The following is a 26,682-nucleotide window of genomic DNA, read 5'->3' as shown; positions in this document are numbered from 1 at the left end:
GGGTGCGCGGATCGGCAGAGGAGAGGCCCTGAATGCGAATGGTAGTCCTTGCGGGAGCTGTGCTTCTGGCCGCGGCTTGCAGCAATCCCGATGAAACAGCTTCCGAGGTGGTAGAAGACCCCCAGGGCAATGGCGCTACAGCGGCTACGGAAGACACCTCCCTGCCGGGCGATTTCACAGAGACCGCCTGGCGCATCACGTCGGAAGACGGTGCGCGCTACACGACCTATCTCGACCGCGACGGCAGCTATCGCGACCTTCGCAACGGAGACTTGTGGCAGGAAGGCCAGTGGACCTTCAATGCCACCGGCGACGAGCGCTTGTGCTTCACTCCCGACGAAGAAAACGGCGTCGAACGATGCTGGAAGCCCGAGAGCATGACCGACGACATGATGGACGCGACGGGGCCGCAAGACCGAAGGATCGAATTGCAGCGCGTCGATTACCGCCTGCCCGATGAGTCGAGCACCGAGGACGAGTGACGACCGAAGTTCAAGCTGCGCTGGAATTCCGGGCTGTCGGCAAACGTTACGGAGCGGTCGAAGCCGTTCGCGATGTTTCGCTGACGATCGCACCCCGTCAGTTCGTCGCGCTGGTCGGCGCGTCCGGATCGGGCAAGTCGACGCTGCTGAAGACGATCAACCGCCTCGCCGAGGCGGATAGTGGCGAGGTCGTTTATGAAGGCGATCCGGTGGGCAGCCTGCGCTTATCCGCCCTGCGCCGTCGGGTCGGATATGTGTTCCAGTCGATCGGCCTGTTCCCACACATGACGGTAGGCGAGAACATCGCGATCGGTCCGCGGCTTGCAGGCGAGAAGCTGTCGCCTGCGCGGATTGTTGAGCTGCTCGAACTGGTCGAGCTCGACGCCGACATGGCAAACCGCATGCCCGATGCCCTATCCGGCGGGCAGCGCCAGCGCGTTGGCGTGGCCCGCGCCTTGGCGGCCGACCCGCATCTGCTGCTGATGGACGAGCCGTTCGGCGCACTCGATCCGGTCACGCGCGATGCTCTCGGCGGGCGGGTACGCAAGCTGCACGACGAGCTTGGCCTTACGACCATCATGGTCACGCATGACATGGCCGAGGCGCTGCTCCTGGCCGACCGCGTGCTGGTGATGGATGCAGGCGCGATCGTGGCCGACGAGACCCCGCAAGCCCTGCTCGAAGGGCGCGGCGGAGCAGTCGCGCAGGAATTGGTCGCCGTCCCGCGCGCCCAGGCCGGCCGGCTGGCGGAGTTGGCGCGGTGAGCGACATCTGGGACGCTCTCCTCAACCTCGGCGACCAGCTCGCTGCGCATGTATTGCTGTCGGCGGCGGCCATCGCGTTAGGGATCGCGGTGGCCTTGCCCCTGGCCGTCTGGGCGAGCCGCTCGCCTGCGGTGTCGCGAGCCGCGCTCGGTTTCGCCAGCCTCGTGCAGACCATCCCGGCGCTGGCCTTGCTGGCGCTGTTCTTCCCGATCCTGCTTAGCCTGCGCGCCGTCTTTGGCGAGGGGCTGCCGACGCTCGGCTTCCTGCCCGCCCTGCTGGCGCTGTCGCTCTATGCACTACTGCCGATCCTGCGCAACGCGATCACCGCACAGGCCAACCTCGACCCCGGCGTGATCGAGGCGGCGGACGGCGTGGGCATGACCTTCTGGCAGCGCCTGCGGCTGGTCGAGGCCCCGCTTTCCGCCCCTTACATCATGGCGGGCATCCGCACGGCGGCGGTCTGGACCATCGGGGCCGCGACCCTGGCGACGACCATCGGACAGAAGAGCCTCGGCGATCCGATCTTCGCCGGCTTGCAGACGCAGAATTGGGTGCTGGTGCTGGCCGGGTGCATCGCGAGTGCAGGGCTGGCGCTCATCGCCGACGGGCTGCTCGGCACTATCGAAAAGGGGCTCAAGACCCGCCGCCGCGCGCTTACTTTCGGCGGGCTGGCAGCTGTCGCGCTGGGTGTCGGCGCGGCGCTGTTTGCGCAATTCGGTGGCAGTGACGAGCGACGTATCGTCATCGGCGCCAAGGGCTTTTCCGAGCAATACATACTCGCACGCCTGATCGGCCAGCGGCTCGAGGCGAACGGCTACTCCGTCGACTATCGCGACGGTCTCGGTTCGGCAGTGGCGCACCGGGCAGTCACCACCGGCGCGATCGACGTGCTGGTCGATTACACCGGCACGATCTGGACCAATCAGATGGGGCGGACGGATAATCCGCCGCGCGACGCGATCCTGGAGGAAATCGCCGCGTGGGAAACCGACACCAGCGGCACCCATGTGCTGGGGCGGCTGGGGTTCGAGAACGCATACGGCTTGGCCATGCGCGGCGAGCGCGCGGCGGCGCTCGGCATCGAATCGATTGCCGGTCTGGCAGGCGCGGCGGGCGGCATGACGGTGGGCGGGGATCCCGAATTCTTCGAGCGGCCCGAATGGATTGCCGTGCGCGATACCTACGGACTGCGCTTTGCCGAGCAGCGCAATTTCTCGCCCACCTTCATGTACAACGCGCTGCAATCGGGCGAGGCGGATGTAATCGGCGCCTATACCTCGGACGGGCGCATCGCGGCGGACGGGCTGACGATCCTGGAGGATCCGCAGGGCGCGTTTCCCAATTACGATGCCATCGTGCTGCTCTCCCCCGAAACCGGGAGCGACGCCGCGATCCGCGCCGCGATCGAGCCGTTAGTCGGCGCGATCGATGTCGAGGCGATGCGCGAGGCCAACCTCTCTGTCGACCGCGAGGAGGACAAGCTGACCTTCGAGGAAGCGGCCCGGCGGCTCGCGGACCGGATCGGCCTTTAGCCCGCCTTGCGCCACGTCTGGGTCTGGCAGAACGGCCCGAGGCAGCCCTTCACGGTCAGCTGGTTCGAGCCTTTGCGCTGCAGGATCGAGCGATAGGTCTTGCCGCTCTTGGGATCGTAGATCGTCCCGCGCCATTCGTCGCCATTTTCGACGAAGCCGGTCAGCACCGGCATGCCGAGCAGCTTGCGGCTCCGCTTGGAGGCATCCTTGTTGTTGACGTCGCGCTGGTCGATGCCTTGCGGCGGGGCGACCAGAAACTTCGAAAGCCGCCCGCACAGCTTCGCGCCGCAGGGGGCGATGGTGATCACGGCGTCTTTTTCTTCGGTGATCCAGCGGCCCTGGACCGGATCCGCAGCCAGCGCGGGCGATGCCAGCAATACTGCGGCAAGCGATGCGACCATTACTCTCATGTCTTTTCCTTCCGCCTCTCGCCTTCGGCAAATCCGGCCCCGCGCGGCCAATCGCGCGGCGTGAGGGCCAGCACCTTGAACAGGTCCCCCATGGCCGTCGGCTGAACGAGCCGGTCATGCGCTGCCGCAATGTCCTTCGCGCGATCGGGCGAAGCGTTTGCGAGCGTCTGCGCCCGCAGGCCGATCCCCATTGCGCTGAGCCAATCGCCCTGTCTCGCGGTGGCAGTGGCGAGCCCGGCACGTTTGGCGACCTCCACCAGCACCGCGAAATCGACATGGGCGGTGAGGTCCATTTCGCCGGGACTGTCGAACACGCCGACTTTCTCATGCGCTTTGACGGCTTGCAGCGTCGAGCCGGAGCGCGGCGCTAGGTGCCCGTAGTCGATGAAGAGCGCCGCGCCGCCCTGCCGCTCCAGCCGCTCGGCCAGAGCGTCGACCAGTGCCGCCGCCGCAGGGCAGGTTTCGATGATCGTGCCAGGTTCCGCCCCCCGCTGCTCCGCCGGCACGGCTTCGTCCATCGGACTCGGCCCGGCGGCGAAGACGAAGCCACCCTCCTCGTCAAGCGCCACCATCCGCTCGCGCCAACCCCGCTCCGTCATCACCAGCTGGCGCACCGGGAGCGCGTCAAGAAACTCGTTCGCCGCCAGCAGGATCGGTCGATCTTCCGGCAGGCTATCGATCGTGTCGTGGAACTGCGCACCTGCAAGCGCGCCGGACTGGACCGCACGCAAGGCTTGCGAGCCTTCGACCATATGCATTTCGGGCCGCAAACCCTGGCTCGCCATCGCGCGCAGCGCATCGCTCGCCAGCGTGCCCCGCCCCGGGCCGAGCTCGACATAGATCGCGTTTGGCGACTTGCCCGCGCGGGTCCAGATATCGGCCAGCCACAGCCCGACCATCTCGCCGAACATCTGGCTGATCTCCGGCGCGGTGGTGAAATCGCCCGCTGCCCCCAGCGGATTGCGGCTGGCGTAATAGCGCGCATTGCTCTCGCCCATGTAGCGCGCGACCGGCATCGGCCCGTGCCGCTCGATCAGGCGGCGAAAGCTGGCTGCCAGATCGCCGGGCGCGCCCTCGCTCATGCGGTTGCCGGCTTGCCCGCCTTCGCACCGCCGATGGCCGGGCGAGCCAGCGCGAAGGCCAGCACGCCGAGGCCCACCGCGATCATCGGCAGGCTCAGCCATTGCCCGCGCGACAGGCCGGTTTCGACCACCACATTGGCCAGATGCGCGTCGGGTTCGCGGAAGAACTCGTTGACGAAGCGCCCGACGCCCATGCCGACGGTGAACAGGCCGACCAGCAGGCCCGGCCGGTATCGCGCGCGGGTTTTCCAGAACAGCGCGATCAGGATCACGCCGAGCAGCAGGCCTTCCAGCCCCGCCTGGAACAGCTGGCTGGGATAGCGCGGCAGTTGCAGGGGATCGCTCGGGAAGATCATCGCGAAGGGGAAATCGCCTTCCACCGGACGGCCGTACAGCTCGCCGTTCACGAAGTTCGCCAGCCGCCCAAGCATGTAGGCCAGCGGGACATTCACCGCGATATAGTCGCAGATACGCAGCCAGTTGAGGTGCCCGCGCCAGGCCACCCAGCTGATCGCCACCAACACGCCGATCACCCCGCCATGGAAGCTCATCCCTCCTTCCCACAGCTTGAACATGTCCACCGTTCCGAACAGTTCGGGCCGGTAGAAAACGACATAGCCGAGCCGCCCGCCGAGAATCACGCCGAGCGTGCAGTAGAAGAACAGATCGTCCGCATGGCGCTGCGCCATCGGGCTACCCGGCGCCTTGATCATCTTCGACAGGTGCCAGTAGCCGAACAGGATGCCGAGCAGATAGGCCAGCGAATAGAAGCGCAGCTGGAAGCCGCCGATCTCGAACAGGTAGGGCCGCAGCCCCAGATCCTGCCAGTAGATCGGGTCGGTAGCGCCGCTCGCGGCGAGTAGTGACAGCAAGGGCTTATCCTCTTAGAGACATGTGCAAGGCCGCATCCGACGACCCATCGGCCGCGGCTTTTGGCATAGCAGGAGTTTTGGGGAAAGCCTGCGTCGAGCCGCAATTTCTGCGCGAGCCTCGAATCGGGGCCGTGCGCCGTTTTGAGAGAGGACCCTGACCACCATGCCCACCGAACTCGACAAGGACATCCACCGCATTACCGACGCCGTGACCGCGCCGGGCCAGATGTTCGAACTGACCGAGGCGACGCGCCGCGGCGTTACCATGCCCGCCTTCAAGAACGCGCCCCCCAGCCTCGCGCATTTCTTCGCCCATTTCTGCAACGAGAAGAAGGACGAGACCTTCCTCGTCGATGGCGACATGCGCATGACCTTCGGCGAGGTGTGGCATGCCGCCAGCCACGTGGCGCACGGCCTTGCGACGCAGCACGGCATCGAGAAAGGCGACCGCGTGGGCATCGCGGCGCGCAATTCGGTCAACTGGATCGTCGCCTATATGGGCATATTGATGTCGGGCGGCTGCGCCACGCTGCTCAACGGCTGGTGGACGGGCGAGGAGCTCGCCTATGGAATCGACCTGTGCGAATGCAAGCTGGTGCTGGCCGATGCGCAGCGCGCCGCGCGCCTCGAGGGCGTGGAGCACCCCGCCAAGGTCGTCGTCTTCGACCATGGCACGCCGAGTGAGGGCCTGGCACCAGTTTGGGCCGCTGGCGATACGGCGATGAAAATGCTGGGCGAGATCGGCCCGGACGATCTTGCGACCATTCTCTACACCTCAGGCTCGACCGGCCATCCCAAGGGTGCCTATTCCGACCATCTCGGCGTCGTTTCGGGCACGATGAACTATGTCTGCCAGACGGCGATGATCCTGCAACTGCTGACCGAGCGGGGCGAAGCCCCGACCGTGCAGCCGAGCGCGCTCGTCGCCGTGCCGCTGTTCCACGTGACGGGCGAAGTGCCGCTGTTCCTCCAGAGCTTCGCCATGGGCCGCAAGCTGGTGCTCATGCCGAAGTGGGACGCGGGCGAGGCACTGCGCCTGCTCGACGAGGAGAAGATCACCTATTTCGTCGGCGTGCCGCTGATGAGCTACGAAATCGCCATGCATCCCGACCGCGAGAAATACGACCTCTCGCAGTGCAAGACCTTTGCCGCCGGCGGATCGGCGCGCCCGGTGGAACATGTGAAGAAGATCAAATCCGCCTTCGAGGACGGCTATCCCGTGCTCGGCTACGGCCTCACCGAAACCAACGGTGTCGGCGCGGGCAATCTCAACGAGAACTATCTCGCCAAGCCCAACAGCACCGGAATGCCTTCGCGTCCGCTGGTGGAGATGGCCATCCTCGACGACGACGGCAACCAGTTGCCGCAGGGCGAAGTGGGCGAGATCTCGATCCGCTCGGTCTGCAATTTCCTCGGCTACTGGCGCAACGAGGAAGCGACCAAGGCGGCCTTCAGCAAGGATGCTTTCTTCCGCACCGGCGATCTCGGCTACATGGATGAGGACGATTACCTTTTCATCGTCGATCGCAAGAAGGACATCATCATCCGCGGCGGCGAGAACATCTCCTGCATCGAGGTGGAAGAGGCGATCTACGCCCATCCGGCAGTGGCCGAATGCTCCGTCTTCGGCCTGCCCGACGAGCGCTTCGGCGAGATCCCCGCAGCCGTCTACCTGACGCATGAAGGCAAGGAGCTGTCCTCCGACGATCTGCAGGAGTTCCTGCGGGAGCATATCGCCGCCTTCAAGGTACCGAGCGTGCTGTGGCAGGCTGAAGAACAGCTGCCCCGCCTCGGCACGCAGAAGGTCGACAAGCGGACCGTCAAGGCCACTTACGCGAGCGATTACGAGGCCGCTTGAGCACGTTTCGCATCCCCCGCCAGCGCGCGATCTTCGACCGCCGCGATGTCGCCGCGCGGATCGACGCGCTGGTAGAGGAGCACGGCGAAAAAGCACGGCCGCATATTGTCGAGTTGCTGAAAGGCGCGCTGGAGAAGGGCCGCGCCGAGCTCGCGCGGCGGCTGGAGGAAAAGCATTCGGCCGGGCACGAATGCGCGGGCGGGCATTCCTTCCTGGTCGACCAGCTGCTGCGCGTGATCCACGATCATGCGACGACCCATCTCTACCCCAGCGCCAACCGCTCTCAGGCCGAGCGGCTGACGATCATGGCCGTCGGCGGATATGGCCGCTCCGAAATGGCGCCGCATTCGGATGTCGACATCGCTTTCCTCGTCGGCGGCAAGAAGACCGCCTGGTGCGAGCAGGTGGTCGAGGCGATGCTCTACCTGATGTGGGATCTCGGCCTGAAGGTCGGCCATTCGACGCGCACGCTGGACGAGGCGATGCGCCTCTCGAAGAACGACCTCACCATCCGCACCGCCCTGCTCGAAGGCCGCTATGTCTGGGGCGACCAGGCCCTCTACGACGAAGGCTCTCGCCGCTACACATCGGAGGTCGTGCGCGGCAATGAGCGCACTTTCGTCACCGAGAAGCTGGCCGAACGCAATGCGCGGCACAAGCGCATGGGCGACAGCCGCTATGTCGTCGAACCCAACGTCAAGGACGGCAAGGGGGGCCTGCGCGACCTCCACACGCTCTACTGGATCGGCAAGTTCATCCACCGTGTGCGCGCGGCGGCGGAGCTTGTCGATGTCGGGCTGTTCACGCAGGCCGAATACCGCAGCTTCCGCCGGGCGGAGAACTTCCTCCTCGCCGTGCGGTGCCATTTGCATGTCCTGACCGGCCGCGCCGAGGACCGGCTGACCTTCGACATGCAGCGCCAGATCGCCGAGCGGATGAATTTCGCCGAGCGGCCGGGCAAGAGCTCGGTCGAGCGGTTCATGCAGCTCTATTTCCTGCACGCGAAGCGGGTCGGCTCGCTCACCGGCGTCTTCCTCGCGCATATCGACGAGCAGTTCGAAGCCAAGAGCGCCCGCTCCGGCTTCTTCGCCGGCTGGAAGCAGAAAGCGCGGACCGTGAAAGGCTACCGCGTGTTCGGCGGCAAGATCGCCGCGCCGTCCGACGACTGGTTCCGCAAGGATCCCGTGCGCCTGATCGAGATCTTCCAGATCGCCGAGGAACAACAGCTGGAGGTGCATCCCGAAACGATGCGCCAGGCCGATCGCGACAGCGGGCTGATCGACAGGGCGGTGCGCAATGACGAGCGCGCGAACGCCCTCTTCCTCGACCTGCTCTGCGGGCGCAACGATCCCGAAATGGTCCTGCGCTGGATGAACGAGACCGGCGTGTTCGGGAAATTCGTACCCGATTTCGGCAAGGTCAACGCGCAGATGCAGTTCGACATGTACCACCACTATACCGTGGACGAGCACACCATCCGCGCGATCGGCCTGCTCAACAAGATCGAGAAGGGCGAGCTTGCCGACGACCACCCGCGTGCGACGCGGCTGATCCACAAGGTCATCTCGCGGCGCGTGGCTTACGTGGCGGCGCTGCTGCACGATATCGCCAAGGGACGCGGCGGCGATCATTCGGAGCTAGGGGCGGAGGTGGCGCACGAACTGTGCCCGCGCTTCGGCCTTTCCGACAGCGAGACCGAGCTGGTCGCCTGGCTGGTCCTGCACCACCTGCTGATGAGCCACACGGCTCAGAAGCGCGACCTTACCGATCCGAAGACGATCGAGGACTTCGTCGGCAAGGTGCAGAGCCAAGAGCGGCTGCGCCATCTCGCGATCCTGACCGCGGTCGACATCCGCGCCGTGGGTCCGGGAACATGGAACAGCTGGAAGGGCCAGCTTCTCGGCGAGCTTTACGACACGGCGAGCGAGCGGCTCCGCCTCGGCCATATGCGCGAAGGACGAGACCGCAAGATCGCGGCGAAGAAGGCCGAGGTCGCGGAATTGCTCGGCGACAAGGCCGATCTGGCCGAAAGCGTGGGCGGAGCGATGGGCGACTCCTACTGGATCGCCGAGCCGGTCGATATCATCGCGCTCAACCTGGTGCATTACGCCGCGGCGCGCGAACAGAAGCACGACCTCTCGATCCATTGCGAGTTCTACGAAGAGCGCGGCGCGACGCTGGTCACGGTGATCGCCGCCGACCATCCGGGCCTGTTCTACCGCATCGCGGGCGGCATTCACCTCGCCGGCGGCAACATCATCGATGCGCGCATTCATACCACCCGGCAGGGCTGGGCGCTCGACAATTTCCTGGTACAGGACCCGCATGGCGGCGCCTTCGCGGAAGAAGGCCAGCTCGAGCGGTTGAAGACCAGCATCGAGGATGCGCTCGCCAATCGCGTCGATCTCGCCCCGCGCCTCGCCCAGCGCCCGCTGGCACACAGCCGCGCGCGCGCCTTCGACGTGTCACCGCGCGTCCTGTTCGACAACAAGGCCTCAAATCGCTTCACCGTGATCGAAGTCAACGCGCGCGACAGGCCCGCATTGCTCAACCGCCTTGCGCGGGTGCTGTTCGAAAGCCGCCTCGTCGTGCATTCCGCCCACGTCACGAACTACGGCGAACGGGCGGCAGACACCTTCTACATCACCGACCTCACCGGCCACAAGCTGGAGCAAGGCGAACGGATGAACCGCATCGAAGCCCGGCTGATCGAAGCTGCCAGCGATGCCACGCAGGACCGGCTGGAGAACGCCTGAAGCGGCAGGCTCAGCCGCGCTCCCCGAACAACGCCGTCCCCACCCGCACATGCGTCGCGCCGAGCTTGACGGCGGTCTCGTAATCGCCGCTCATGCCCATGCTGCGGCCCCAAGAGTCATCGGCTGGTCCGTGGTCGCGGGCCAGCTTGTCGAGCAAGGCGAAGAAGGGGGTCGGCTCGATGTCGAACGGCGGGATGCACATCAGGCCTGCGATCGGGATGTCCGCCTCGCGCGCCTGGTCGAGCAGCGCGGGCAGTTCGGCGATCGGGCAGCCGCCTTTCTGCTCTTCCTCGCCGACATCGACCTGCACGAAGCACGGCACGCGGCGACCTGTCTTGTCCATCGCCTTGCCCAGCGCCTTCACGAGGCTCGGGCGGTCGAGCGAATGGATCGCATCGAACAGCGCCACGGCGTCCTCCGCCTTGTTCGATTGCAGCTGGCCGATGAGGTGAAGCTGCACCGCCGGATATTCGTCGCGCAGCGCGGGCCATTTGGACTGCGCCTCCTGCACGCGGTTCTCGCCGAAATGGCGCTGGCCCTCGATCAGCAGCGGCTGGATCGCCTCTGCCGGATGGGTCTTGCTGACCGCGACCAGCGTCACCTCGCCCGGATCGCGACGCGCGATCTTGCACGCCTGCGCGATATTGGCCTGAACCTGCTGGAGCGGAGTGTCTGCCTTTTCCATGGGCATGCGCTATAGCGGACGCCGCATGAATGGACAGGCCCTCCCTTTGCTCTGGCTGCTGTCGGATGCCCGCAACGATGCCGGGCTGGAGACGGGTTTGCGCGCGTTGCCGAAAGGGTCGGGCTTCGTGTTCCGGCACTATCATCTCGACCCGGCGAAGCGGCGGAGGCGGTTCGAGGAACTGGCCGCCATCGCGCGCGAAGGCGGCCATGTGGTGGTGCTGTCTGGCGACGAGGACTGGGGTGCCGATGGGCACTATGGAGCGCCGGAGCGCCTCGGGAATGGGCTGCGTCTCGCAACCGCGCATAATGGCGAGGAGATCGAAGCCGCCATCGAAGCGAAAGCGGACGGGATCTTCCTCTCGCCTGTATTCCCGACGGCCTCGCATCCAGGCGGTGCGACGCTCGGTGCGATGGGGTTTTCCGTGCTCGCGCAACAATCCCCTGTGCCGGTCATCGCTTTGGGAGGCATGAATGCCAAGCGCGCACGCGAACTGAACTGGCCCCGCTGGGGCGCGATCGACGGCCTTGCGTAACCACTTCGCCAGCTCCCGCGACGGCGGGTGTGTTGTATGGAAAATACACCCGCTCGACGAACTCCGCTTGACCTCGGACTCGCCGAGGATTCATACTGCCCGCTCCCGACGACACAGAGGCGAGACACATGGCCACGCGCGCTGGCGCAGCACCCGACTGGCGGGCGGCATTCCGCCGCTCCTTCCGCCGCGCCACGCATATGGCGGGGGCGGGTTTGCTGTTCGCGTTGCTGCTGTTCCTGACCCTGTCGCTGGCAAGCTATACCCAGACCGACCCGAGCCCGTCGACTGCCGCCGACGGCACCGATATCGGCAACTGGATGGGCCTCTCCGGAGCCTGGGCCGCCGAACGCGCGCTGAATTTCTTCGGCATCACCGCCGCGCTGCTGCTGCCGCTGCTCTATATCTCCGCGCGCCGATTGTGGACCGGCGTAGAGGACGATGACGAGCAGGAGACGCCCGGCCGCTGGTGGGGCCCCTTCGCCATGCTGCTCGCTGCCATGGTGCTGCTCGGCACCGTGCTCGCGCTGCTGTTCGATCCCGCGACAGGCAGCTTGCCCGCTGGGCTAGGCGGGCTCTTCGGCCAGCTGGGCGGTCTCGGTATCGAAGCCGTCGCCGCGCGGTTCGGCGAGGCTGCATCGGGCTGGATCGTGCTGGCGCTGGCGCTCGTCTCGCTGGCGGGCGGCATTGCGCTTGTCACGCGCGTCTTCGCCATCGACTGGGCGCAGTTCCTGACCCTGCCCGATTTCGTCAAGCGCCGCCCGGCGCTCGTCGATGCGGACCTACCGCTGATTCCCAAGCGCCAGAAGCGTGCCAAACCCGCAGCAGCCGACGAAGAGGACGAGGCCGAGCCGGTCGAGTTTCGCGAACCGCGCCGCGCTCCGGAAATCGCCGATCCCGCGCCCATGCCCGCCCAGCCCAAACCGGCCAAGGCCAAGCAGCGGGACATGTTCGCCAATTACCAATTGCCGACGCTCGAATTGCTCGACGATCCGCCGGAGAATTCCGCGCCCAAGCTCGATAAGATGGCGCTGGAGCGCAACGCGCGTCTGCTCGAGAACGTGCTCGATGATTTTAACGTGAAGGGCGAGATCACCGCCGTGCGCGCTGGGCCGGTGGTCACCATGTACGAGCTGGAGCCTGCCCCCGGCATCAAGGCCAGCCGCGTGGTCGGTCTCGCCGAAGACATTGCCCGCAACATGAGCGCCATCAGCGCGCGCGTATCGCCCATTCCGGGCAAGACCGTAATCGGCATCGAACTGCCCAATGCCGACCGCCAGATGGTCAGCTACAAACAGCTGGCGAGCAGCGGGGCCTTCGTCGATCACGCGGGAAGTCTGCCGATGATCCTCGGCAAGGATATCGCAGGCGAGCCGATCGTCGCAGATCTTGCCGCCATGCCGCACCTGCTCGTCGCAGGCACCACCGGCAGCGGCAAGTCGGTCGGCCTCAACGCCATCCTGTTGTCGCTGCTTTATCGCTTCACGCCCGACGAATGCCGCCTGATCCTGATCGATCCCAAGGTGCTGGAGCTGAAGACCTACGACGACATCCCCCACCTCCTCAGCCCGGTGGTGACCGAGCCGCACAAGAGCGTGCGCGCCTTGAAATGGGCGGTCGAGGAGATGGAGAAGCGCTATCGCATGATGTCGAGCGTCAACTCGCGCAACATCGCGGGCTTCAACGAGAAGGTGAAGAAGGCAGCCGAGAAGGGCAAGCCGCTGGGCCGCCGGGTGCAGACCGGCTTCGATCCCGAGACCGGCGAGGAAATCTACGAGGAAGAGCAGCTCGATTACGAACCGCTGCCGCTGATCGTGCTGATCGTCGACGAACTGGCCGATCTGATGGTCACCGTCGGCAAGGAAATCGAGGTGCTGATCCAGCGCCTCAGCCAGAAGAGCCGCGCGGCCGGCATCCACCTCATCATGGCGACGCAGCGCCCTTCGGTCGACGTCATCACCGGCGTCATCAAGGCCAATTTGCCGACCCGCATCAGCTTCAAGGTCACCAGCCGTATCGACAGCCGCACGATTTTGGGCGAACAGGGCGCGGAGCAGCTGCTGGGCAAGGGCGACATGCTCTACAAGCCCAACACCGGTGCCATGCTGCGCGTGCACGGCCCCTTCGTGTCCGACGAAGAGGTCGAGAAGGTCGCCGACCACTGGCGCGAGCAGGGCAAGCCCGATTACGTCGACGCCGTCACCGAGGAACCCGAAGACGGCGGCTACAGCTTCGAGGACGAGTTCACCGCCTCCGACGATCCGGACGAGCGCAAATATCGCCAGGCCTGCCAGATCGTGATCGAGAACCAGAAGGCCAGCGGATCGTGGCTCCAGCGCCAGATGGGCGTGGGCTACAACACCGCGGCCAAATGGATCGAGCGGATGGAAAGCGAAGGCCTCGTCGGCCCGGCCAACCACGTCGGCCGCCGCGAGATCTTCCGCGACCAAGACGGCAATCCGATCTGAGGCAGACGCTTTCGATCAGTTCGTAGAATTGGAGGAGTGATTGTCATCTCGAACTGACTCATGAGAAACCACCTTACATGACCGACACACCTACATTTCGCATCGTTGGCGTCGTCAAGAACGGGCTCTTTGGACGTACAGTCCGCGTAGAGGTCGTCAGTCCGGGTGTGCGCCGCAATGTCCAATTCAACGGTGCATTCCCCAATCCCAACTGGACCAGTATCGAGGACCGCTGGCTGCGCGAGGGAGACGTTTTCGAGGGCCGGATCGAGGGGGCGTTCGAGCTTGGGGAAATCGTTCCGATGGCCCGCCTCTCGATGCTCGCGGAAAGAAGCGACTAAACGACCAGCTCTCGGCTCGCGCCGGTCGATCCGCCGGTCCGAAATTGAAGCGCGACATACGCGCCTCGTCCTTCTACATCGTCGCGCAAGCCTTTCTTAGATGGCACCGCACGTAGGAGACGAACTGCCATGACCGCGCCGCAAAGCGCCGCCGTGACATCCGCCCAGTCGCAATACCGCACGCCGATCGATGCGCTGTGGGGCTATACCGTGGGCTGGTGGCGGAACGATGTGGCCGACGGGGTCGAGCACGGCAAGGTCTTGCAGAAGATCGCCGCCGAAAGCTCGCTGACGCCGCGCTATATCTTCATGATCTGCATGTCGGCGGGGATCGCCATCCTCGGCCTGCTCCTGTCCTCGCCCGCGGTGGTCATCGGGGCCATGCTGCTGTCTCCGCTGATGGGCCCGATCCTGGGCGCAGGCTTCGCGTTGGCGGAGGGCAAGTTCACCTGGCTGCGCCTGTGCGCCAAGGCGCTGTTCTGGGGCACGCTGGTCGCAATCCTCTTCTGCGCGCTGATCGTCTGGCTCTCGCCCCTCCAGACCGTGACCGAGGAGATCGCTTCGCGCACAAGGCCGAGCCTGTTCGACCTGCTCGTCGCGCTCTTTTCCGCGCTAGCGGGCAGCTATGCGATGATCCGCGGGCGCGAGGGGACCATCGTCGGCGTCGCCATCGCCACGGCCCTGATGCCGCCGCTCGCCGTAGTCGGCTTCGGCCTCGCGACCTGGAACTGGACGGTATTCGGCGGGGCGCTGATGCTGTTCGTCACCAACCTCCTGACCATCGCGCTGTCCGCTTTCGTCATGGCGCGGCTGTATGGCTTCAAGTCCACGCGATCGAGCCGGCAGGGCATGTTCGAAAGCGTCGGCATTCTAATCACCTTTATTGCGCTCGCCATTCCGCTGGGCTTTTCGCTGGTGCAGATCGCGAACGAGAGCAACGGGCAACGCATCGTGCGCAATACGATCGAAGACGCGTTCGACCCGCAGTCCCGCATCGATACCCTGGAGATCGACTGGGATGCCGATCCGGTGCTCATTACCGCGAGCGTCCTCACGCCCGAATTCCGCGCCAATGCCAACACCGACCTCGGGCGCTCGCTTGCGCGGGCGCTGGACGAAGAGCTTTCGGTCAGGATAGACCAGTTCCGCGTCGGCACCAATCCGGGTGCGGCAGAACAGGCTGCCCTGGCGCAAGCTCGTGCCCGCGAGCAGGCGGAAGCGACCGAACGACAGATTGCCGCGCTTGGCGAGCGGCTGGCGCTGGTCGCCGGGGTCGAGCGATCCGCCGTGCTGGTCGATCGCGACAACCGCCGCGCCGTGGCGCAGGCCAATACGCTGGAGGGGCTTACCCTAACCGGCTATCGCGAACTCGAGCGGCGGCTGGCAGCGCAGGCACCCGGCTGGTCGGTAGAGCTGCGCCCGCCGCTTTTGCCGTTGCCCGACATTACGGTGGGCGAAGACGGACTTGATGCCGACAATGCCCTGCGCCTCGCACTGGTCGGCTGGGCCGCCAGCCGCACCGGCGTGCGGGCCGTGCTGACCGGCGGCGAAGAGGCGATCGATACGGCGATGGCGGGCCTCGGAGACGATGCCCGTTTCGTCGAGACGCGGATCTCCGGCGACGGAAGCACCATCGCAACTGCATGGTCTGCGCCAGGGTCCGACACCACCCCCTGAGCGACCCGATGTAGTACGTCCGCTTGGCCGACCTCTGTTCGCATTCCGTCGAGGGCGGGCTTGCCCGTAGATGGTTGCAGATGTAACGGGCGGCGCAGACAACGGAGTCCTCCCCATGCGCATCGGCAGCCCCAAGGAAATCAAGAACCACGAATACCGCGTCGGCCTGACGCCGGAGAGCGTGCGCGAACTGACCGCGCGGGGCCACGAGGTGTGGATCGAGACCGAGGCCGGTTGCGGCATCGATGCGACCGACGCGCAATATGTCGCTGCCGGAGCGAAAATCGTCGACGGGCCGGACCCGATCTTCGCCGCGTGCGAGATGGTGGTGAAGGTCAAGGAACCGCAGGCGGTGGAACGCGCCAAGCTGCGCGAGGACCAGATTCTCTACACCTATCTCCACCTCGCGCCCGATCCGGAGCAGACCAAGGACCTGGTCGCCAGCGGCGTGACGGCCATCGCCTATGAAACGGTCACCGGCCCGCGCGGCCAGCTGCCGCTGCTGAAGCCGATGAGCCAGGTGGCCGGGCGCATGAGCGTGCAGGCGGGCGCCAGCGCACTGGAGAAGGCCCATGGCGGCCGCGGCGTGCTGTTGGGCGGCGTGCCGGGCGTGATGCCGGGCAAGGTCGTCGTCATCGGCGGCGGCGTGGTCGGCTTCAATGCGGCGCAGATGGCGGTCGGCCTCGGCGCTGACGTGACGATCCTCGACCGCGATCCCGAAGTGCTGGAAAAGGTCGGCACCTTCTTCGAAGCGCGGGCTTCCACCCGGTTCTCCAACCGCGCAAATCTCCATGATTCGGTTTGCCAGGCGGACCTTGTCATCGGCGCGGTGCTGATCCCCGGCGCAGCGGCGCCCAAGCTGGTCACCCGCGAGATGCTCGGCGACATGCAGAAGGGCGCAGTGCTGGTCGACGTCGCGATCGACCAGGGCGGCTGCTTCGAAACCAGCAAGCCGACCACCCATGCCGATCCGACCTATGTGGTCGACGATATCGTCCATTATTGCGTCGCCAACATGCCCGGCGCCGTCGCGCGCACCAGCACCTATGCGCTCAACAATGTGACGCTACCGCATGCGCTGCGCATCGCCGATCACGGCTGGAAGGAGGCGCTGCGCCGCGATCCGCACCTCGCCGAAGGGCTCAATGTGCACCAGGGCACCGTGACGTATGAAGCCGTGGCGGAGGAGCTGGGCTACGAATACCGGACGGTCGCCGACATCCTCGGCTAGGTAAACGGCGCGAGCACCTCCGGGCGCACGCGCGCGAGGCGCTGCGTCGCTCGGTCGAGCATCGCCCAGGTCGTCGTCGCGGAGACGATGATCTTGCCCTCGGTATCGCGAAACTCGACCCGGCGGGTGGATTGCGCACCGCGCGCCGGACCTTCGATCCAGGTCGTGCCGGTCACGCGGTCACCTTCCGCGATATTGCCGCGATAGTCGATCTCGTGTCGCGTCACGACCCAGAAGAACGCCTCGCGATCGGCAGGCCGCGCAGCCGTTTCCCAATGCGCTGTCGCCATGTCCTGAATCCACTGCACCCACACGGCATTGTTCACATGGCCGAGCTCGTCGATGTGCGCAGCGGACGCGGTGAAAGTCTTCTCGAAGGTCGGTGCCGTCACGTCTCGACGCCCAGCTGCCAGAGCACGAAGGCGACCTCCTCCGCCGCCTCGCGGATACTTTCGAAGCGGCCGGACTTGCCGCCGTGGCCCGCGCCCATGTTGGTCTTGAGCAGCAGCTCGTTACCGTCGGTCTTGAGTTCGCGCAGCTTCGCGACCCATTTGGCCGGTTCCCAATAGGTTACCCGCGGATCGTTGAGACCGGCGGTCACCAGCATCGGCGGATAGTCCTGCGCCACCACCTGATCGTAAGGCGAATAGCTCAGGATATAGGCGAAAGCCTGCTTCGACAGGATCGGATTGCCCCATTCGGGCCACTCGCCCGGCGTCAGCGGCAGGCTTTCGTCGAGCATGGTGGCGAGCACATCGACGAAGGGGACATGCGCCACGATCGCGCCCCATAATTGCGGATCGGTATTGGCGACCACGCCCATCAGCTCGCCGCCTGCCGAGCCGCCGGAGATGCTGATCCTGCCCTCTTCGGTGAACCCCTTGGCCGCCAGCCCCTTCGCCACATCGACGAAATCGGTGAAAGTATTGAGCCGCTCGTTGAGCTTGCCCTGCAAATACCACTTGCGCCCCAGATCGTCGCCGCCGCGAATATGCGCGATGGCATAGGCAAAGCCGCGATCGACCAGGCTGAGGCGCGTGGTCGAAAAGCCCGGCGGCACGGCGAAACCGTAAGCGCCATAGGCATAGAGATGCAGCGGGCCGGGGCCATCGCCGCGATCTTTGCGCATGACCACGCTGACCGGGATCATCGTCCCGTCGCGCGCCTCGATTTCGACGCGCTCGGTGGTGTAGGCTTCCGGGTCGTAGCCGCTCGGGATTTCCTGCTGCTTGAGCAGTTCGAGCTCGCCGCTTTCGACGTGATAGTCGAACACCGAATCCGGCGTGACCATGCTCTGGTAGGACAGCCGCAGTATGTCCTGGTGGTATTCGGGGTTGTTGGTCAGTCCGGCGGTGAAGCTGGCTTCCGCAAAGGCGATCGGTTTCACCAAATCGGGCTGCGCGTAAGACCGCAGCTGTATCTGGTCGAGGCCCTTTACGCGCCCCTCGGTAACAAAGAAATCGCGGAACAGTTCGAACCCGTCGAGATAGAATTCGTCCGATCCCTCGATCAGCGTCTCCCACGCATCGGGCGCGTCGAGCGGCGCGGTGGCGAGGCGGAAGTTGACGTGGTCGTCATTGGTGTGGACCCACAGCGTCCCGTCCCGCACATCGACATCGTATTCGACGCCCTTCATGCGCGGCTTGACGAGGATCGGCTCGGCAGTCGGATCGTCGGCCGGAACCAGCCGCACTTCGCTGGTCTCGTTGTCGCCGGTCGATATGACCAGCCAGTCTTCCTGCGCGCTGAGGCCCGCACCGACGCGGAAGCCCTCGTCCAGCGTCTCGCGATAGAGTTCGATATCCTCCGAGAGCGGCGTGCCCAGCACGTGCAGCGTGGCATCGTGCACGCGCCAGTTCTCGTCGGCGAGGCCATAGACCAGCGCCGTGTCGCCCATCACCCAGACGAGGCCGGACAGCGTGCCGGGGATCTCGTCGGCCAAGTGCTCTCCGGTCTCGAGGTTCTTCACACGCGCAGTGAACCGCTCCGACCCGTTGGTATCGACCGAGTAGGCGAGCAGCTTGCCGTTCTGCGAGACGGAGAAGGTGCCCAGCCGGAAATACTCGTGCCCCTCGGCCAGTTCGTTCTCGTCAAGAATCAGCTGCGCATCGCCACCCCCGACAGGCTTGCGGTAGTATTTGCGGTATTCCGCGCCCTCCTCGAATTCCGACCAGTAGAGGAAGTCGCCCCGGCGCTGGGGCACGGTCGAATCGTCTTCCTTGATGCGCGCCTTCATCTCCTTGAACAGCTCGTCGACCAGAGCTTGCTGCGGTTCCATCCGCGCTTCGAACCACGCATTCTCCGCTTCGAGATGCGCGAGCACGTCCTTGTCCTCGACCGTCGGATAGCCGGGATCGCGCAGCCAGGCATAGGGATCGGCGATGGTGATCCCGTGGTGCGAATAGGAAAAGTCGCGTTTCTCGGCCTTGGGCGGCGCGGCGGGGCGGCTGGTCGAAATGGGAGAACTCCTTGGCGTCGCAACGGGTGGAAAAGGGTGCCGGTGAGGCGTAAGTGGGGCGCATGACTCTGCGCGCCCGACCTAAGATGGCTAGGGGCGCGCCGCAAGCGCCGGTGCGACGATCCGGCCCGACGATAAGCAAAGGACCCCGCCCATGCTCATGCAGACATACGAAGCCCGTCTCGACGGATTGCGCAAGGAACTCGGCAAACGCGGCCTCGACGGCTTCGTTATCCCGATCTCCGACGAGCATATGAGCGAATATGTCGGCAGCTATGCCCAGCGCCTCAAATGGCTGACCGGCTTCGGCGGCAGTGCGGGCAGCGCCGTGGTGCTGAAGGACCGCGCGGCGATGTTCACCGACGGCCGCTATACCGTGCAGGTGCGCGAGCAGGTGGACGGCAAGCTCTACGATTACGAGGACGTGCCCGCGACCTCGCCCGCCAAATGGATCGCGGAGGCTGCGCCCGAAGGCGCCACGATCGGCTACGACGCCTGGCTGCACGGCATCGAATGGGCGGAGAGCGCGGAAAAGCTGTTCGCCAAGAAGGGCCTCAAGCTCGTTCCGGTGGACGGCAATCCGATCGACGCGATCTGGGACGACCAGCCCGAACCCTCCGCTGCCGAGGCCGCGCCGCATGACGAAGCGCTCGCCGGCCGCTCCAGCGCGGACAAGCGCGCCGAGGTCGCCGACTGGCTGAAGCGCGAAGGCTATGACGCCACCGTGATCACTGCGCTCGATTCCGTCGCCTGGCTGCTCAACATGCGCGGCAAGGATGTCGACAATACGCCGGTCGCGCTGTCCTACGTGCTCGCCCATGCGGATGGCACGGCCGAACTGTTCATTGCGCCGGAGAAGGTGACGCCCGCGCTGGCGCAACATCTCGGCAATGCAGTGACCGTGCGCCCGCGCGATCAGTTCGAAGCCTCGCTGGCAGACCTCGAGGGCAAGACCGTCGCCGTCGATACGAACCACGCGGTCGCAGGGATCTTCCATGCGCTCGAAGCAGGCGGGGCCAAGGTGGTGCGCGACGGCGATCCGACGATCATGCCCAAGGCAATCAAGACTCCCGCCGAACACCAGGGCCACCGCGATGCGCAGGCGCGCGACGGGGTTGCGGTCAGCCGCTTCCTACGCTGGCTCGGCATCGAGGCACCGAAGGGCGGCGTGGACGAGCTCGCCGCCGCCGCCAAGCTGCGCGAATTTCGCGAGGACTGCGGCATCCTGCGCGATGCGAGCTTCGACACGATCAGCGCCGCCGCGGGCCATGCCGCCTTGCCGCACTACAAGGTGGACGAGGACAGCAATATCCCGATCCCGCCCTCCTCGATCTACCTGGTCGATTCCGGCGGCCAGTATGACGACGGCACCACGGACATCACGCGCACGGTGTGGATCGGCCCGGGCGAGCCGAGTGCCGAGATGGTCGAGCGCAACACGCGCGTGCTGAAGGGCCACATCCAGCTGGCGATGCAGTATTTCCCCGACCAGACGACCGGCGGCGCACTCGACGCGCTTGCGCGCATGCATTTGTGGCAGGGCGGGGTCGATTACGGCCACGGCACCGGCCACGGCGTCGGCAGCTACCTCTCGGTCCACGAAGGGCCGCAGCGGATCAGCAAGCCGGGCGGGGCTTTCCCCGGCACCGAGACGCCGCTGAGCGAAGGCATGATCCTGTCCAACGAGCCCGGTTACTACAAACCCGGCGAATACGGCATCCGGATCGAGAACCTCGTGCTGGTGGTCGAGGCACCGATCGCAAGCGAGGGCAAGTATCTCGGCTTCGAGACGCTGACCTTCGTCCCGCTCGACCGGACGCTGGTAGACAAAGGCCTGCTTACCGAGGCCGAGATCGGCTGGTGGAACCGCTATCACGAGCAGGTCGAGGCGATCCTCGGCCCGCAGATGGAGGGCGAGGACTTCGACTGGCTCAAGGAGCAGTGCGCGCCCTTGTAGGAGTTTGTTTGTTCTTGTAATGTTCTCCACGAATCGAAAGCGGTCGCGAGTCGCTGACAGAGGAGAAATGCCATGATCGGTTACGTCACGCTGGGAAGCCAGGACCTCGAACGCTCGGCCAAATTCTACGACCCGATCGCCGCCGAAATGGGCGTCGGCCGGATGATGGAATTCCCGACCTTCATTGCGTGGGGCGATGCGAATGGCGCGCCCGGTATCGCCGCGACCAAACCCTATGACGGCAATGCACCCAGCGTCGGCAACGGCGTGATGGTGGCGCTCGAATGCAAGGACCGCGATCAGGTCAAGCGCCTGCATGAACTCGCGCTGGCCAATGGCGGCAGCGACGAGGGCGAGCCCGGCCCGCGCGGTGAGCCGGACGCGAACGGCATGGTATTCTATGCCGCCTATTTCCGCGATCCGGACGGCAACAAGCTCAACGCCTTTCTGATGGATAAGGCAGAGTGAGCGAGGGCCCGCGCCGACTGGCTGAGAGCTTCGTGCATCTCGGCCTCGGCGCGACGGCCGTGCCGCAGCCGCCCTTCGAGGGCGGGATGGAATGGTACGAAGGTTATGGCCAGCGCCACGGCGCGGACGGTCGCGAAGGGCGACTGGTCAGCCAGTATACTTTCACCGAGGACTGGGACAGCTGGGAGATGCACCCCGTCGGCGACGAGGTGGTGATCTGCACAGCGGGTCGGATGGTGCTGATGCAGGAATTTCCCGACGGTCGCCAGAAGCAGGTCGCGCTGGAGGCGGGCAAATATGCGATCAACGCGCCCGGCGTCTGGCACACCGCCGATGTCGAGGGGAATGCCACGGCGATCTTCATCACCGCCGGCGAAGGCACGCAGCACCGCCCGCGCTGAGCGCCGCCAACGCAGCGCTTTCGCGTGGATGAACGGTTCCGGCGGGCCGATACAATCCGATACAATTCCCCTGCGATCCGGGATATTGCTGCGACATGGCGGGCCTAGAAAGGGCACACGAGCTGCGGCGGACGAACCGGTCTCCCTCCCCCACCCCCGCCGTCGCAGCTCTCCGATTTGAACCCTTACGGAGATTTGCAATGCACAAGACCATCCTTTCCCTTTCCGCCGCCGCGCTCGCCCTGACCGGCGGCGTCGCTTTCGCCCAGAAGGGCGAACGCGCCGATGCCAATGGCGACGGCGTCATCACCCTCGCCGAAATGCAGTCCAAATCGGCCGAGCGTTTCGCCCGTATGGACAGCAATTCCGATGGCGTGCTGAACACCGCCGATCGCCAGGCCAAGATGGCCGAGCACTTCGCCCGCATCGACGCGGACAATGACGGCGAAGTCACACAGGCCGAAATGCAGGCTGCCCATGAGGCTCGCCGCGCCAAGCGGGCCGAGCGCATGGCCGAGCGCGGCGTGGAACGCACCGAGCGTATGAACCGCCGTGGCGGCAATCGCGCCGAACGCATGGCAGAGCGCTTCGCGGCGGCCGACACCGACAATTCGGGCGGTCTGACCATGGCCGAGATGCAGGCGATGCATGAAGCCCGCGGCGAACGCGGTCATCGCGGCAAACGCGGCATGAACCGCATGGCCCGCCTCGACACCAATGGCGATCAGGCCATCAGCAAGGCCGAGTTCGACGCGCAGGTCGCCGCCCGCTTCGCCCGGCTCGATGCCGACGGCAATGGCCAGGTGACGGCCGAGGAACGCGAAGCTGCCAAGGCCGAACGTCGTGCGAATTGGCAGGAACGCCGCGCGGCGCGCCAGGCCCAGTAAGCGTTGTAGAGTAAGCGCTTGATCGCTTGCCGATTTACCCGGTAGGCGCGGCGAGGACAGACCATGACCGACACCGCGCCCACCACCATCCTGCTCGTCGACGACGAGCCGGGACTGCGGGAACCCCTGGCGGAATATCTCTCCGGCCAGGGGTTTTCCGTGCTCGAGGCGGAAAGTGCCGCTGCCGCCCGCACCGCGCTGGGCGAAACGACGCCCGACCTCGTCCTGCTCGACATCATGATGCCGGGCGAGGACGGCTTGTCGCTGTGCCGCCACCTCGTCGAGACGCGCGACCTGCCGGTCATCCTGCTGACCGCGCGCGGCGAGGCGACCGACCGCATCGTGGGCCTCGAAATCGGCGCGGACGATTATGTCACCAAGCCCTTCGAACCGCGCGAACTGGTCGCGCGCATCCGCTCGGTCTTGCGGCGGACAGAGCGTGCGCCCGTCTTGCAGGACGAGGAACTGGTCTATCGCTTCGATGGCTGGACGCTCGATCCGCTCAAGCGCAAGCTGGTCGATCCGGACGGCGCGACCGTGCCCATCTCGACCGCCGAATTCCGCATGCTGCGCGCCTTCTGCGACCATCCCCGCCAAGTGCTCGATCGCGACCGCCTGCTCGACATGGTGCAGGGCCGCGAAGCGCAATTGTTCGACCGCGCGGTCGACAACCAGGTCAGCCGCCTGCGCCGCAAAATCGAGGCCGACAGTCGCAATCCGCAGCTGATCCAGACCGTACGCGGCGGCGGCTATCGGCTCTCTGCCGACGTGACCCGAACGGGCCGCGAAAGCCGGTGACGAGGCTGCTGCCCCGCAGCCTGTTCGGCCAGGTGATGCTGGCCATGGCGTTGGCCCTGCTGGTCGCGCAGGCAATCTCCACCACCCTGCTATACCGCGCCGCCGAACAGCGCCTCGAACTGGCGCTGGCCAATGCTGCCGCCTTCCAGTTGATTACCGGACAGGCCCGAGCCGAGGGCCGCCGCGATAGCGGTCGCCCGCTTTTTAGCCGTGGCGAGAGGGGAGAATTTCGCGGCCCCCGCCTGCCACGCCGCCTGCGCTATTCGGAAAGCGAAACCAGCCCGCTGACCGCAGCGGACATCCGCCTATCCGATCGCGAAGCGGCATTGCGCGAGGTGCTCGAGGCGCAGGGTATCGGCGTCGAGCAACTTGTCGTCGCCCGCCGCGCGACACTTGCCGACCCGCTGATCGCCGAGGCACAGGAACGATTTCCCCGCCTAGCCGCGCGCCTGCGCGACGCCCCGAAGGACATGCTCGTGGTCGGCCTGCGCCAGCAAGGCAGCGATACCTGGCAGGTCGCGCGCCTGCCGATCCCCCCGCGCGACCGCTCGATCGTGCGTACACTCGTTTTCCAGACGGTGGTCCTGTTCATCGTGCTCTTCGGCCTGCTGTGGTTCGTGCTGCGGCGGATCACGCGGCCACTTGCCGCGCTGGCCGACAGCACCCGGCGCTTCGGCGGGATCGGCCATCCCGAAACGCCGGTCCATCCCACCGGGCCGGACGACGTGCGCGACCTGATCGAAGCGCATAACGCCATGCAGGCGCGGATCGGCGCCATGCTGGACGAGAAGGACGTCATGCTCGGCGCCATCGGGCACGATCTCAAGACACCCCTCGCTGCGCTGCGCGTGCGGGTCGAGAGCGTCGAGGACGACACTGCCCGCGCCCGCATGGTGGGCAGCATCGAGGACATCACCCGCACGCTCGACGAAATTCTGCTGCTGGCCCGCCTCGGCCGCACGGACCGGCCTGCGGAACGCACCGATCTCTACGCACTGCTCGTGTCGGTGGTGGAGGAATTCGAGGACATGGGCGAGCCGGTAGTGCTGCTGGAGGGCGAGCGGGTGGCGGCCCCCGTCCACCTCACCTGGGCGAAGCGCGCCGTACGCAACCTCGTCTCCAACGCGCTGCGATATGGCGGTTCGTCCGAGATCGCGCTGACCCGCGATGGCGGCGAGGCGGTCATCGCGGTGGAAGACAGCGGCCCCGGCATCCCGGACGATCGCATCGCCGAAATGCTCGAGCCCTTCACCCGCGGCGAGGCGAGCCGTAACCGCGCGACCGGCGGCGCAGGCCTTGGCCTCACCATTGCCCGGGCCATTGCCGAACAGCATGGCGGCAGGCTGGTGTTGGCGAACCGCCCGCAAGGCGGCTTGCGCGCGGAACTGCGTATTCCTGCTTGAACAGTCGGTATCGGCCCGCTCCGAAACCCTCTACCGCATCAGCCCGCCGACGATATTGCGCACGAAAGCGTTGAGCCCGGTGCGCACCGGATCGGCGCTCGATTTCTTGCCCAATACCGTCGCCACCGCGACCGAGGTGAGCGAACCTGCCGCTGCCCGCGCCGCCGCCTTGCCCGCCTTGGACCACATAGACGGGGTCTTGCGCTCCTGCTTGGCGACCTCTTCGCGGCCCTTGTCCTCGACTTGCTTCGCCGTTTCTGCAGCGTCGGCAGTCTTCGCGGCGAGCACTTCCTCCGCGCTCTCGCGATCGACCGGCTCGTCGTATTTTCCGTCGAGATCGCTCACCGAATTGATGATCTTGCGCTCTTTCTCGGTGACCGGGCCGAGGCGCGAATGCGGCGGCTTGATCAGCGTGCGCTGGACCACCGAAGGCGCGCCATCTTCGTCCAGCGTCGAGACCAGAGCCTCGCCGACTTTCAGCTCGGTGATCGCTTGCTCGACATCGAGCTCGGGATTGATGCGGAACGTTTCCGCCGCCGCCCGGATCGCCCGCTGGTCGCGCGGAGTGAAGGCGCGCAGCGCATGCTGGATGCGATTGCCCAGTTGGCCGGCGATCTTCTCCGGGATGTCGATCGGGTTTTGCGTGACGAAATAGACGCCCACACCCTTGGAGCGGATCAGTCGGACGACCTGCTCCACCTTGTCCTCCAGCGCTTCCGGCGCGTCGTCGAACAACAGGTGCGCCTCGTCGAAGAAGAAGACGAGCTTGGGCTTTTCGGGATCGCCCACCTCGGGCAGCGTCTCGAACAGTTCGGCGAGCAGCCAGAGCAGGAAGGTCGCGTAGAGCTTCGGGCTACGCATCAGCCTGTCGGCGGCGAGAATGTTGATCATCCCGCGACCCTGCTCGTCCATGGCAAGGAAATCGTCGATCTCGAGCGCCGGCTCGCCGAAGAACATGTCCGCGCCTTGGCTCTCGAAGCTCAGCAGCTGGCGCTGGATCGCGCCGACGCTGGCCTTGGACACATTGCCGTAGGTGCCCGACAGATCCTTCGCGTTCTCGTAAGCGAAGCTCAGCATGGCCTGCAGGTCGCCCAGATCGAGCAGCAGCAGGTTGTTCTCGTCCGCATAGCGGAACACGATGTTGAGCACGCCTTCCTGCGTATCGTTCAAATCGAGCAGGCGGGCGAGCAGTAGCGGCCCCATCTCCGAGATCGTCGTGCGGATCGGGAAGCCCTTCTCGCCATACAAATCCCAGAACACCGCCGCATTGTCGGCATAGGCATAGTCTTCCATGCCCAGCTCCTTCGCACGCCCTTCCAGCTTGTCGGCATGCTTGAACTGCGGCGAGCCGGCCATGGCGATGCCCGACAGATCGCCCTTCACATCGGCCACGAACACCGGCACGCCATTGGCGGAAAAGCTCTCGGCGAGGCCCTGCAGCGTCACGGTCTTGCCGGTGCCGGTCGCCCCGGCGATCAGCCCGTGACGGTTGGCCTGCGCGAGGCGAAGATGCTGGTTCTCGCCATTGCCGCCCAGTCCGAGGAAAATGTCACCCATAAAACGCCCGCTCCCGAAATCCGATCGGGCTGCGGTGTGGCGCAGGGCGCGGCGCGAGGT

The 26,682-nt window shown here is 65.8% G+C and carries 23 protein-coding genes; 16 read left to right on the top strand and 7 right to left on the bottom strand.

Translation table 11 applies throughout. The annotated features are described in order from the left end of the window. Nucleotides 1-107 precede the first annotated feature (107 nt). The 3 genes from Q9K02_RS02445 to Q9K02_RS02435 are packed head-to-tail and all read left to right on the top strand — an operon-like array spanning nucleotide 108 to nucleotide 2,778. Complete coding sequence (locus Q9K02_RS02445; protein WP_305931453.1) at nucleotides 108-482, top strand: hypothetical protein; 375 nt, start codon at nucleotides 108-110, stop codon at nucleotides 480-482. Beyond that, the gene (locus Q9K02_RS02440; RefSeq protein ID WP_305931452.1) at nucleotides 479-1,246 is read left to right on the top strand and encodes an ATP-binding cassette domain-containing protein; all 768 of its coding nucleotides are present in this window, start codon (nucleotides 479-481) and stop codon (nucleotides 1,244-1,246) included. The genes Q9K02_RS02445 and Q9K02_RS02440 overlap by 4 nt, the downstream gene beginning before the upstream one ends. Then, nucleotides 1,243-2,778, top strand: coding sequence for an ABC transporter permease/substrate-binding protein (locus Q9K02_RS02435; RefSeq protein WP_305931451.1), 1,536 nt, complete (start codon nucleotides 1,243-1,245; stop codon nucleotides 2,776-2,778). The genes Q9K02_RS02440 and Q9K02_RS02435 overlap by 4 nt, the downstream gene beginning before the upstream one ends. On the opposite strand, the gene Q9K02_RS02430 is transcribed toward Q9K02_RS02435, so the two are convergent. Genes Q9K02_RS02430 through lgt form a run of 3 tightly spaced genes read right to left on the bottom strand, consistent with a single transcriptional unit; the run spans nucleotide 2,775 to nucleotide 5,142 of the window. Next, complete coding sequence (locus Q9K02_RS02430) at nucleotides 2,775-3,188, bottom strand: DUF2147 domain-containing protein (protein ID WP_305931450.1); 414 nt, start codon at nucleotides 3,186-3,188, stop codon at nucleotides 2,775-2,777. The two genes, Q9K02_RS02435 and Q9K02_RS02430, sit on opposite strands and share 4 nt — an antisense overlap. Then, the gene (locus Q9K02_RS02425; protein WP_305931449.1) at nucleotides 3,185-4,270 is read right to left on the bottom strand and encodes a class I SAM-dependent methyltransferase; all 1,086 of its coding nucleotides are present in this window, start codon (nucleotides 4,268-4,270) and stop codon (nucleotides 3,185-3,187) included. Before Q9K02_RS02425 ends, Q9K02_RS02430 begins: the two co-directional genes overlap by 4 nt. Further along, the gene (gene lgt / locus Q9K02_RS02420) at nucleotides 4,267-5,142 is read right to left on the bottom strand and encodes a prolipoprotein diacylglyceryl transferase (RefSeq protein WP_305931448.1); all 876 of its coding nucleotides are present in this window, start codon (nucleotides 5,140-5,142) and stop codon (nucleotides 4,267-4,269) included. The genes Q9K02_RS02425 and lgt overlap by 4 nt, the downstream gene beginning before the upstream one ends. A gap of 163 nt (nucleotides 5,143-5,305) precedes the next feature. Between lgt and Q9K02_RS02415 the strand changes: the two genes are divergently transcribed. Continuing rightward, nucleotides 5,306-7,000: a class I adenylate-forming enzyme family protein gene (locus Q9K02_RS02415; RefSeq protein ID WP_305931447.1), complete on the top strand. Its 1,695-nt coding sequence runs from the start codon at nucleotides 5,306-5,308 to the stop codon at nucleotides 6,998-7,000. Beyond that, complete coding sequence (locus Q9K02_RS02410; protein WP_305931446.1) at nucleotides 6,997-9,756, top strand: [protein-PII] uridylyltransferase; 2,760 nt, start codon at nucleotides 6,997-6,999, stop codon at nucleotides 9,754-9,756. Before Q9K02_RS02415 ends, Q9K02_RS02410 begins: the two co-directional genes overlap by 4 nt. Before the next feature lie 10 nt (nucleotides 9,757-9,766). On the opposite strand, the gene Q9K02_RS02405 is transcribed toward Q9K02_RS02410, so the two are convergent. Next, the gene (locus Q9K02_RS02405; protein WP_305931445.1) at nucleotides 9,767-10,441 is read right to left on the bottom strand and encodes a YggS family pyridoxal phosphate-dependent enzyme; all 675 of its coding nucleotides are present in this window, start codon (nucleotides 10,439-10,441) and stop codon (nucleotides 9,767-9,769) included. On the opposite strand from Q9K02_RS02405, the gene Q9K02_RS02400 reads away from it, so the two are divergent. From Q9K02_RS02400 to ald, 5 genes are all read left to right on the top strand, one after another. Next, nucleotides 10,440-10,976, top strand: coding sequence for a thiamine phosphate synthase (locus Q9K02_RS02400; RefSeq protein ID WP_305931444.1), 537 nt, complete (start codon nucleotides 10,440-10,442; stop codon nucleotides 10,974-10,976). The genes Q9K02_RS02405 and Q9K02_RS02400 overlap by 2 nt on opposite strands. Nucleotides 10,977-11,104: 128 nt before the next feature. Beyond that, nucleotides 11,105-13,444, top strand: coding sequence for an FtsK/SpoIIIE family DNA translocase (locus Q9K02_RS02395; RefSeq protein WP_305931443.1), 2,340 nt, complete (start codon nucleotides 11,105-11,107; stop codon nucleotides 13,442-13,444). Between the two features lie 77 nt (nucleotides 13,445-13,521). Further along, the gene (locus Q9K02_RS02390) at nucleotides 13,522-13,785 is read left to right on the top strand and encodes a hypothetical protein (protein ID WP_305931442.1); all 264 of its coding nucleotides are present in this window, start codon (nucleotides 13,522-13,524) and stop codon (nucleotides 13,783-13,785) included. Between the two features lie 129 nt (nucleotides 13,786-13,914). Then, nucleotides 13,915-15,462, top strand: coding sequence for a DUF389 domain-containing protein (locus Q9K02_RS02385; RefSeq protein ID WP_305931441.1), 1,548 nt, complete (start codon nucleotides 13,915-13,917; stop codon nucleotides 15,460-15,462). A 115-nt stretch (nucleotides 15,463-15,577) separates the two neighbouring features. Further along, nucleotides 15,578-16,693, top strand: coding sequence for an alanine dehydrogenase (gene ald / locus Q9K02_RS02380; RefSeq protein ID WP_305931440.1), 1,116 nt, complete (start codon nucleotides 15,578-15,580; stop codon nucleotides 16,691-16,693). Here ald and Q9K02_RS02375 read toward each other — a convergent pair. Together Q9K02_RS02375 and Q9K02_RS02370 are read right to left on the bottom strand one after the other, a co-directional pair. Further along, on the bottom strand, nucleotides 16,690-17,085 hold the full coding sequence (locus tag Q9K02_RS02375; RefSeq protein ID WP_305931439.1) for an acyl-CoA thioesterase: 396 nt from the start codon (nucleotides 17,083-17,085) through the stop codon (nucleotides 16,690-16,692). The genes ald and Q9K02_RS02375 overlap by 4 nt on opposite strands. Beyond that, complete coding sequence (locus Q9K02_RS02370) at nucleotides 17,082-19,151, bottom strand: S9 family peptidase (RefSeq protein WP_305933429.1); 2,070 nt, start codon at nucleotides 19,149-19,151, stop codon at nucleotides 17,082-17,084. Before Q9K02_RS02370 ends, Q9K02_RS02375 begins: the two co-directional genes overlap by 4 nt. 154 nt (nucleotides 19,152-19,305) lie before the next feature. On the opposite strand from Q9K02_RS02370, the gene Q9K02_RS02365 reads away from it, so the two are divergent. From Q9K02_RS02365 to Q9K02_RS02340, 6 genes are all read left to right on the top strand, one after another. Continuing rightward, nucleotides 19,306-21,108 carry an aminopeptidase P family protein gene (locus tag Q9K02_RS02365; protein WP_305931438.1) on the top strand — a complete coding sequence of 601 codons (1,803 nt, stop codon included), beginning with the start codon at nucleotides 19,306-19,308 and terminating at the stop codon, nucleotides 21,106-21,108. 72 nt (nucleotides 21,109-21,180) lie between these two features. Then, nucleotides 21,181-21,576 carry a VOC family protein gene (locus tag Q9K02_RS02360; RefSeq protein ID WP_305931437.1) on the top strand — a complete coding sequence of 132 codons (396 nt, stop codon included), beginning with the start codon at nucleotides 21,181-21,183 and terminating at the stop codon, nucleotides 21,574-21,576. Continuing rightward, nucleotides 21,573-21,977 carry a cupin gene (locus tag Q9K02_RS02355; RefSeq protein ID WP_305931436.1) on the top strand — a complete coding sequence of 135 codons (405 nt, stop codon included), beginning with the start codon at nucleotides 21,573-21,575 and terminating at the stop codon, nucleotides 21,975-21,977. Before Q9K02_RS02360 ends, Q9K02_RS02355 begins: the two co-directional genes overlap by 4 nt. 200 nt (nucleotides 21,978-22,177) lie before the next feature. Next, nucleotides 22,178-22,864, top strand: coding sequence for a CREC-EF hand family protein (locus Q9K02_RS02350; protein WP_305931435.1), 687 nt, complete (start codon nucleotides 22,178-22,180; stop codon nucleotides 22,862-22,864). A gap of 63 nt (nucleotides 22,865-22,927) precedes the next feature. Beyond that, on the top strand, nucleotides 22,928-23,662 hold the full coding sequence (locus Q9K02_RS02345; RefSeq protein WP_305931434.1) for a response regulator: 735 nt from the start codon (nucleotides 22,928-22,930) through the stop codon (nucleotides 23,660-23,662). Continuing rightward, the gene (locus tag Q9K02_RS02340) at nucleotides 23,659-25,065 is read left to right on the top strand and encodes an ATP-binding protein (protein WP_305931433.1); all 1,407 of its coding nucleotides are present in this window, start codon (nucleotides 23,659-23,661) and stop codon (nucleotides 25,063-25,065) included. The genes Q9K02_RS02345 and Q9K02_RS02340 overlap by 4 nt, the downstream gene beginning before the upstream one ends. A 30-nt stretch (nucleotides 25,066-25,095) precedes the next feature. On the opposite strand, the gene Q9K02_RS02335 is transcribed toward Q9K02_RS02340, so the two are convergent. Then, nucleotides 25,096-26,622, bottom strand: coding sequence for a helicase HerA-like domain-containing protein (locus tag Q9K02_RS02335; protein ID WP_305931432.1), 1,527 nt, complete (start codon nucleotides 26,620-26,622; stop codon nucleotides 25,096-25,098). Nucleotides 26,623-26,682 lie beyond the last annotated feature (60 nt).

This window comes from Qipengyuania profundimaris (assembly GCF_030717945.1).
Classification (GTDB): Bacteria; Pseudomonadota; Alphaproteobacteria; order Sphingomonadales; family Sphingomonadaceae; genus Qipengyuania; species Qipengyuania profundimaris.
This window is presented reverse-complemented; position numbering and strand designations above follow the sequence as displayed.

What these genes read in the sequence shown, in the direction of transcription:
- Q9K02_RS02430 (WP_305931450.1), bottom strand. Translation starts at nt 3,188, where the DNA reads ATGAGAGTAATGGTCGCATCGCTTGCCGCAGTATTGCTGGCATCGCCC.
- Q9K02_RS02425 (WP_305931449.1), bottom strand. Translation starts at nt 4,270, where the DNA reads ATGAGCGAGGGCGCGCCCGGCGATCTGGCAGCCAGCTTTCGCCGCCTG.
- Q9K02_RS02415 (WP_305931447.1), top strand. Translation starts at nt 5,306, where the DNA reads ATGCCCACCGAACTCGACAAGGACATCCACCGCATTACCGACGCCGTG.
- Q9K02_RS02400 (WP_305931444.1), top strand. Translation starts at nt 10,440, where the DNA reads ATGGGCATGCGCTATAGCGGACGCCGCATGAATGGACAGGCCCTCCCT.
- Q9K02_RS02405 (WP_305931445.1), bottom strand. Translation starts at nt 10,441, where the DNA reads ATGGAAAAGGCAGACACTCCGCTCCAGCAGGTTCAGGCCAATATCGCG.
- Q9K02_RS02395 (WP_305931443.1), top strand. Translation starts at nt 11,105, where the DNA reads ATGGCCACGCGCGCTGGCGCAGCACCCGACTGGCGGGCGGCATTCCGC.
- Q9K02_RS02390 (WP_305931442.1), top strand. Translation starts at nt 13,522, where the DNA reads ATGACCGACACACCTACATTTCGCATCGTTGGCGTCGTCAAGAACGGG.
- Q9K02_RS02385 (WP_305931441.1), top strand. Translation starts at nt 13,915, where the DNA reads ATGACCGCGCCGCAAAGCGCCGCCGTGACATCCGCCCAGTCGCAATAC.
- ald (WP_305931440.1), top strand. Translation starts at nt 15,578, where the DNA reads ATGCGCATCGGCAGCCCCAAGGAAATCAAGAACCACGAATACCGCGTC.
- Q9K02_RS02365 (WP_305931438.1), top strand. Translation starts at nt 19,306, where the DNA reads ATGCTCATGCAGACATACGAAGCCCGTCTCGACGGATTGCGCAAGGAA.
- Q9K02_RS02360 (WP_305931437.1), top strand. Translation starts at nt 21,181, where the DNA reads ATGATCGGTTACGTCACGCTGGGAAGCCAGGACCTCGAACGCTCGGCC.
- Q9K02_RS02350 (WP_305931435.1), top strand. Translation starts at nt 22,178, where the DNA reads ATGCACAAGACCATCCTTTCCCTTTCCGCCGCCGCGCTCGCCCTGACC.
- Q9K02_RS02345 (WP_305931434.1), top strand. Translation starts at nt 22,928, where the DNA reads ATGACCGACACCGCGCCCACCACCATCCTGCTCGTCGACGACGAGCCG.
- Q9K02_RS02335 (WP_305931432.1), bottom strand. Translation starts at nt 26,622, where the DNA reads ATGGGTGACATTTTCCTCGGACTGGGCGGCAATGGCGAGAACCAGCAT.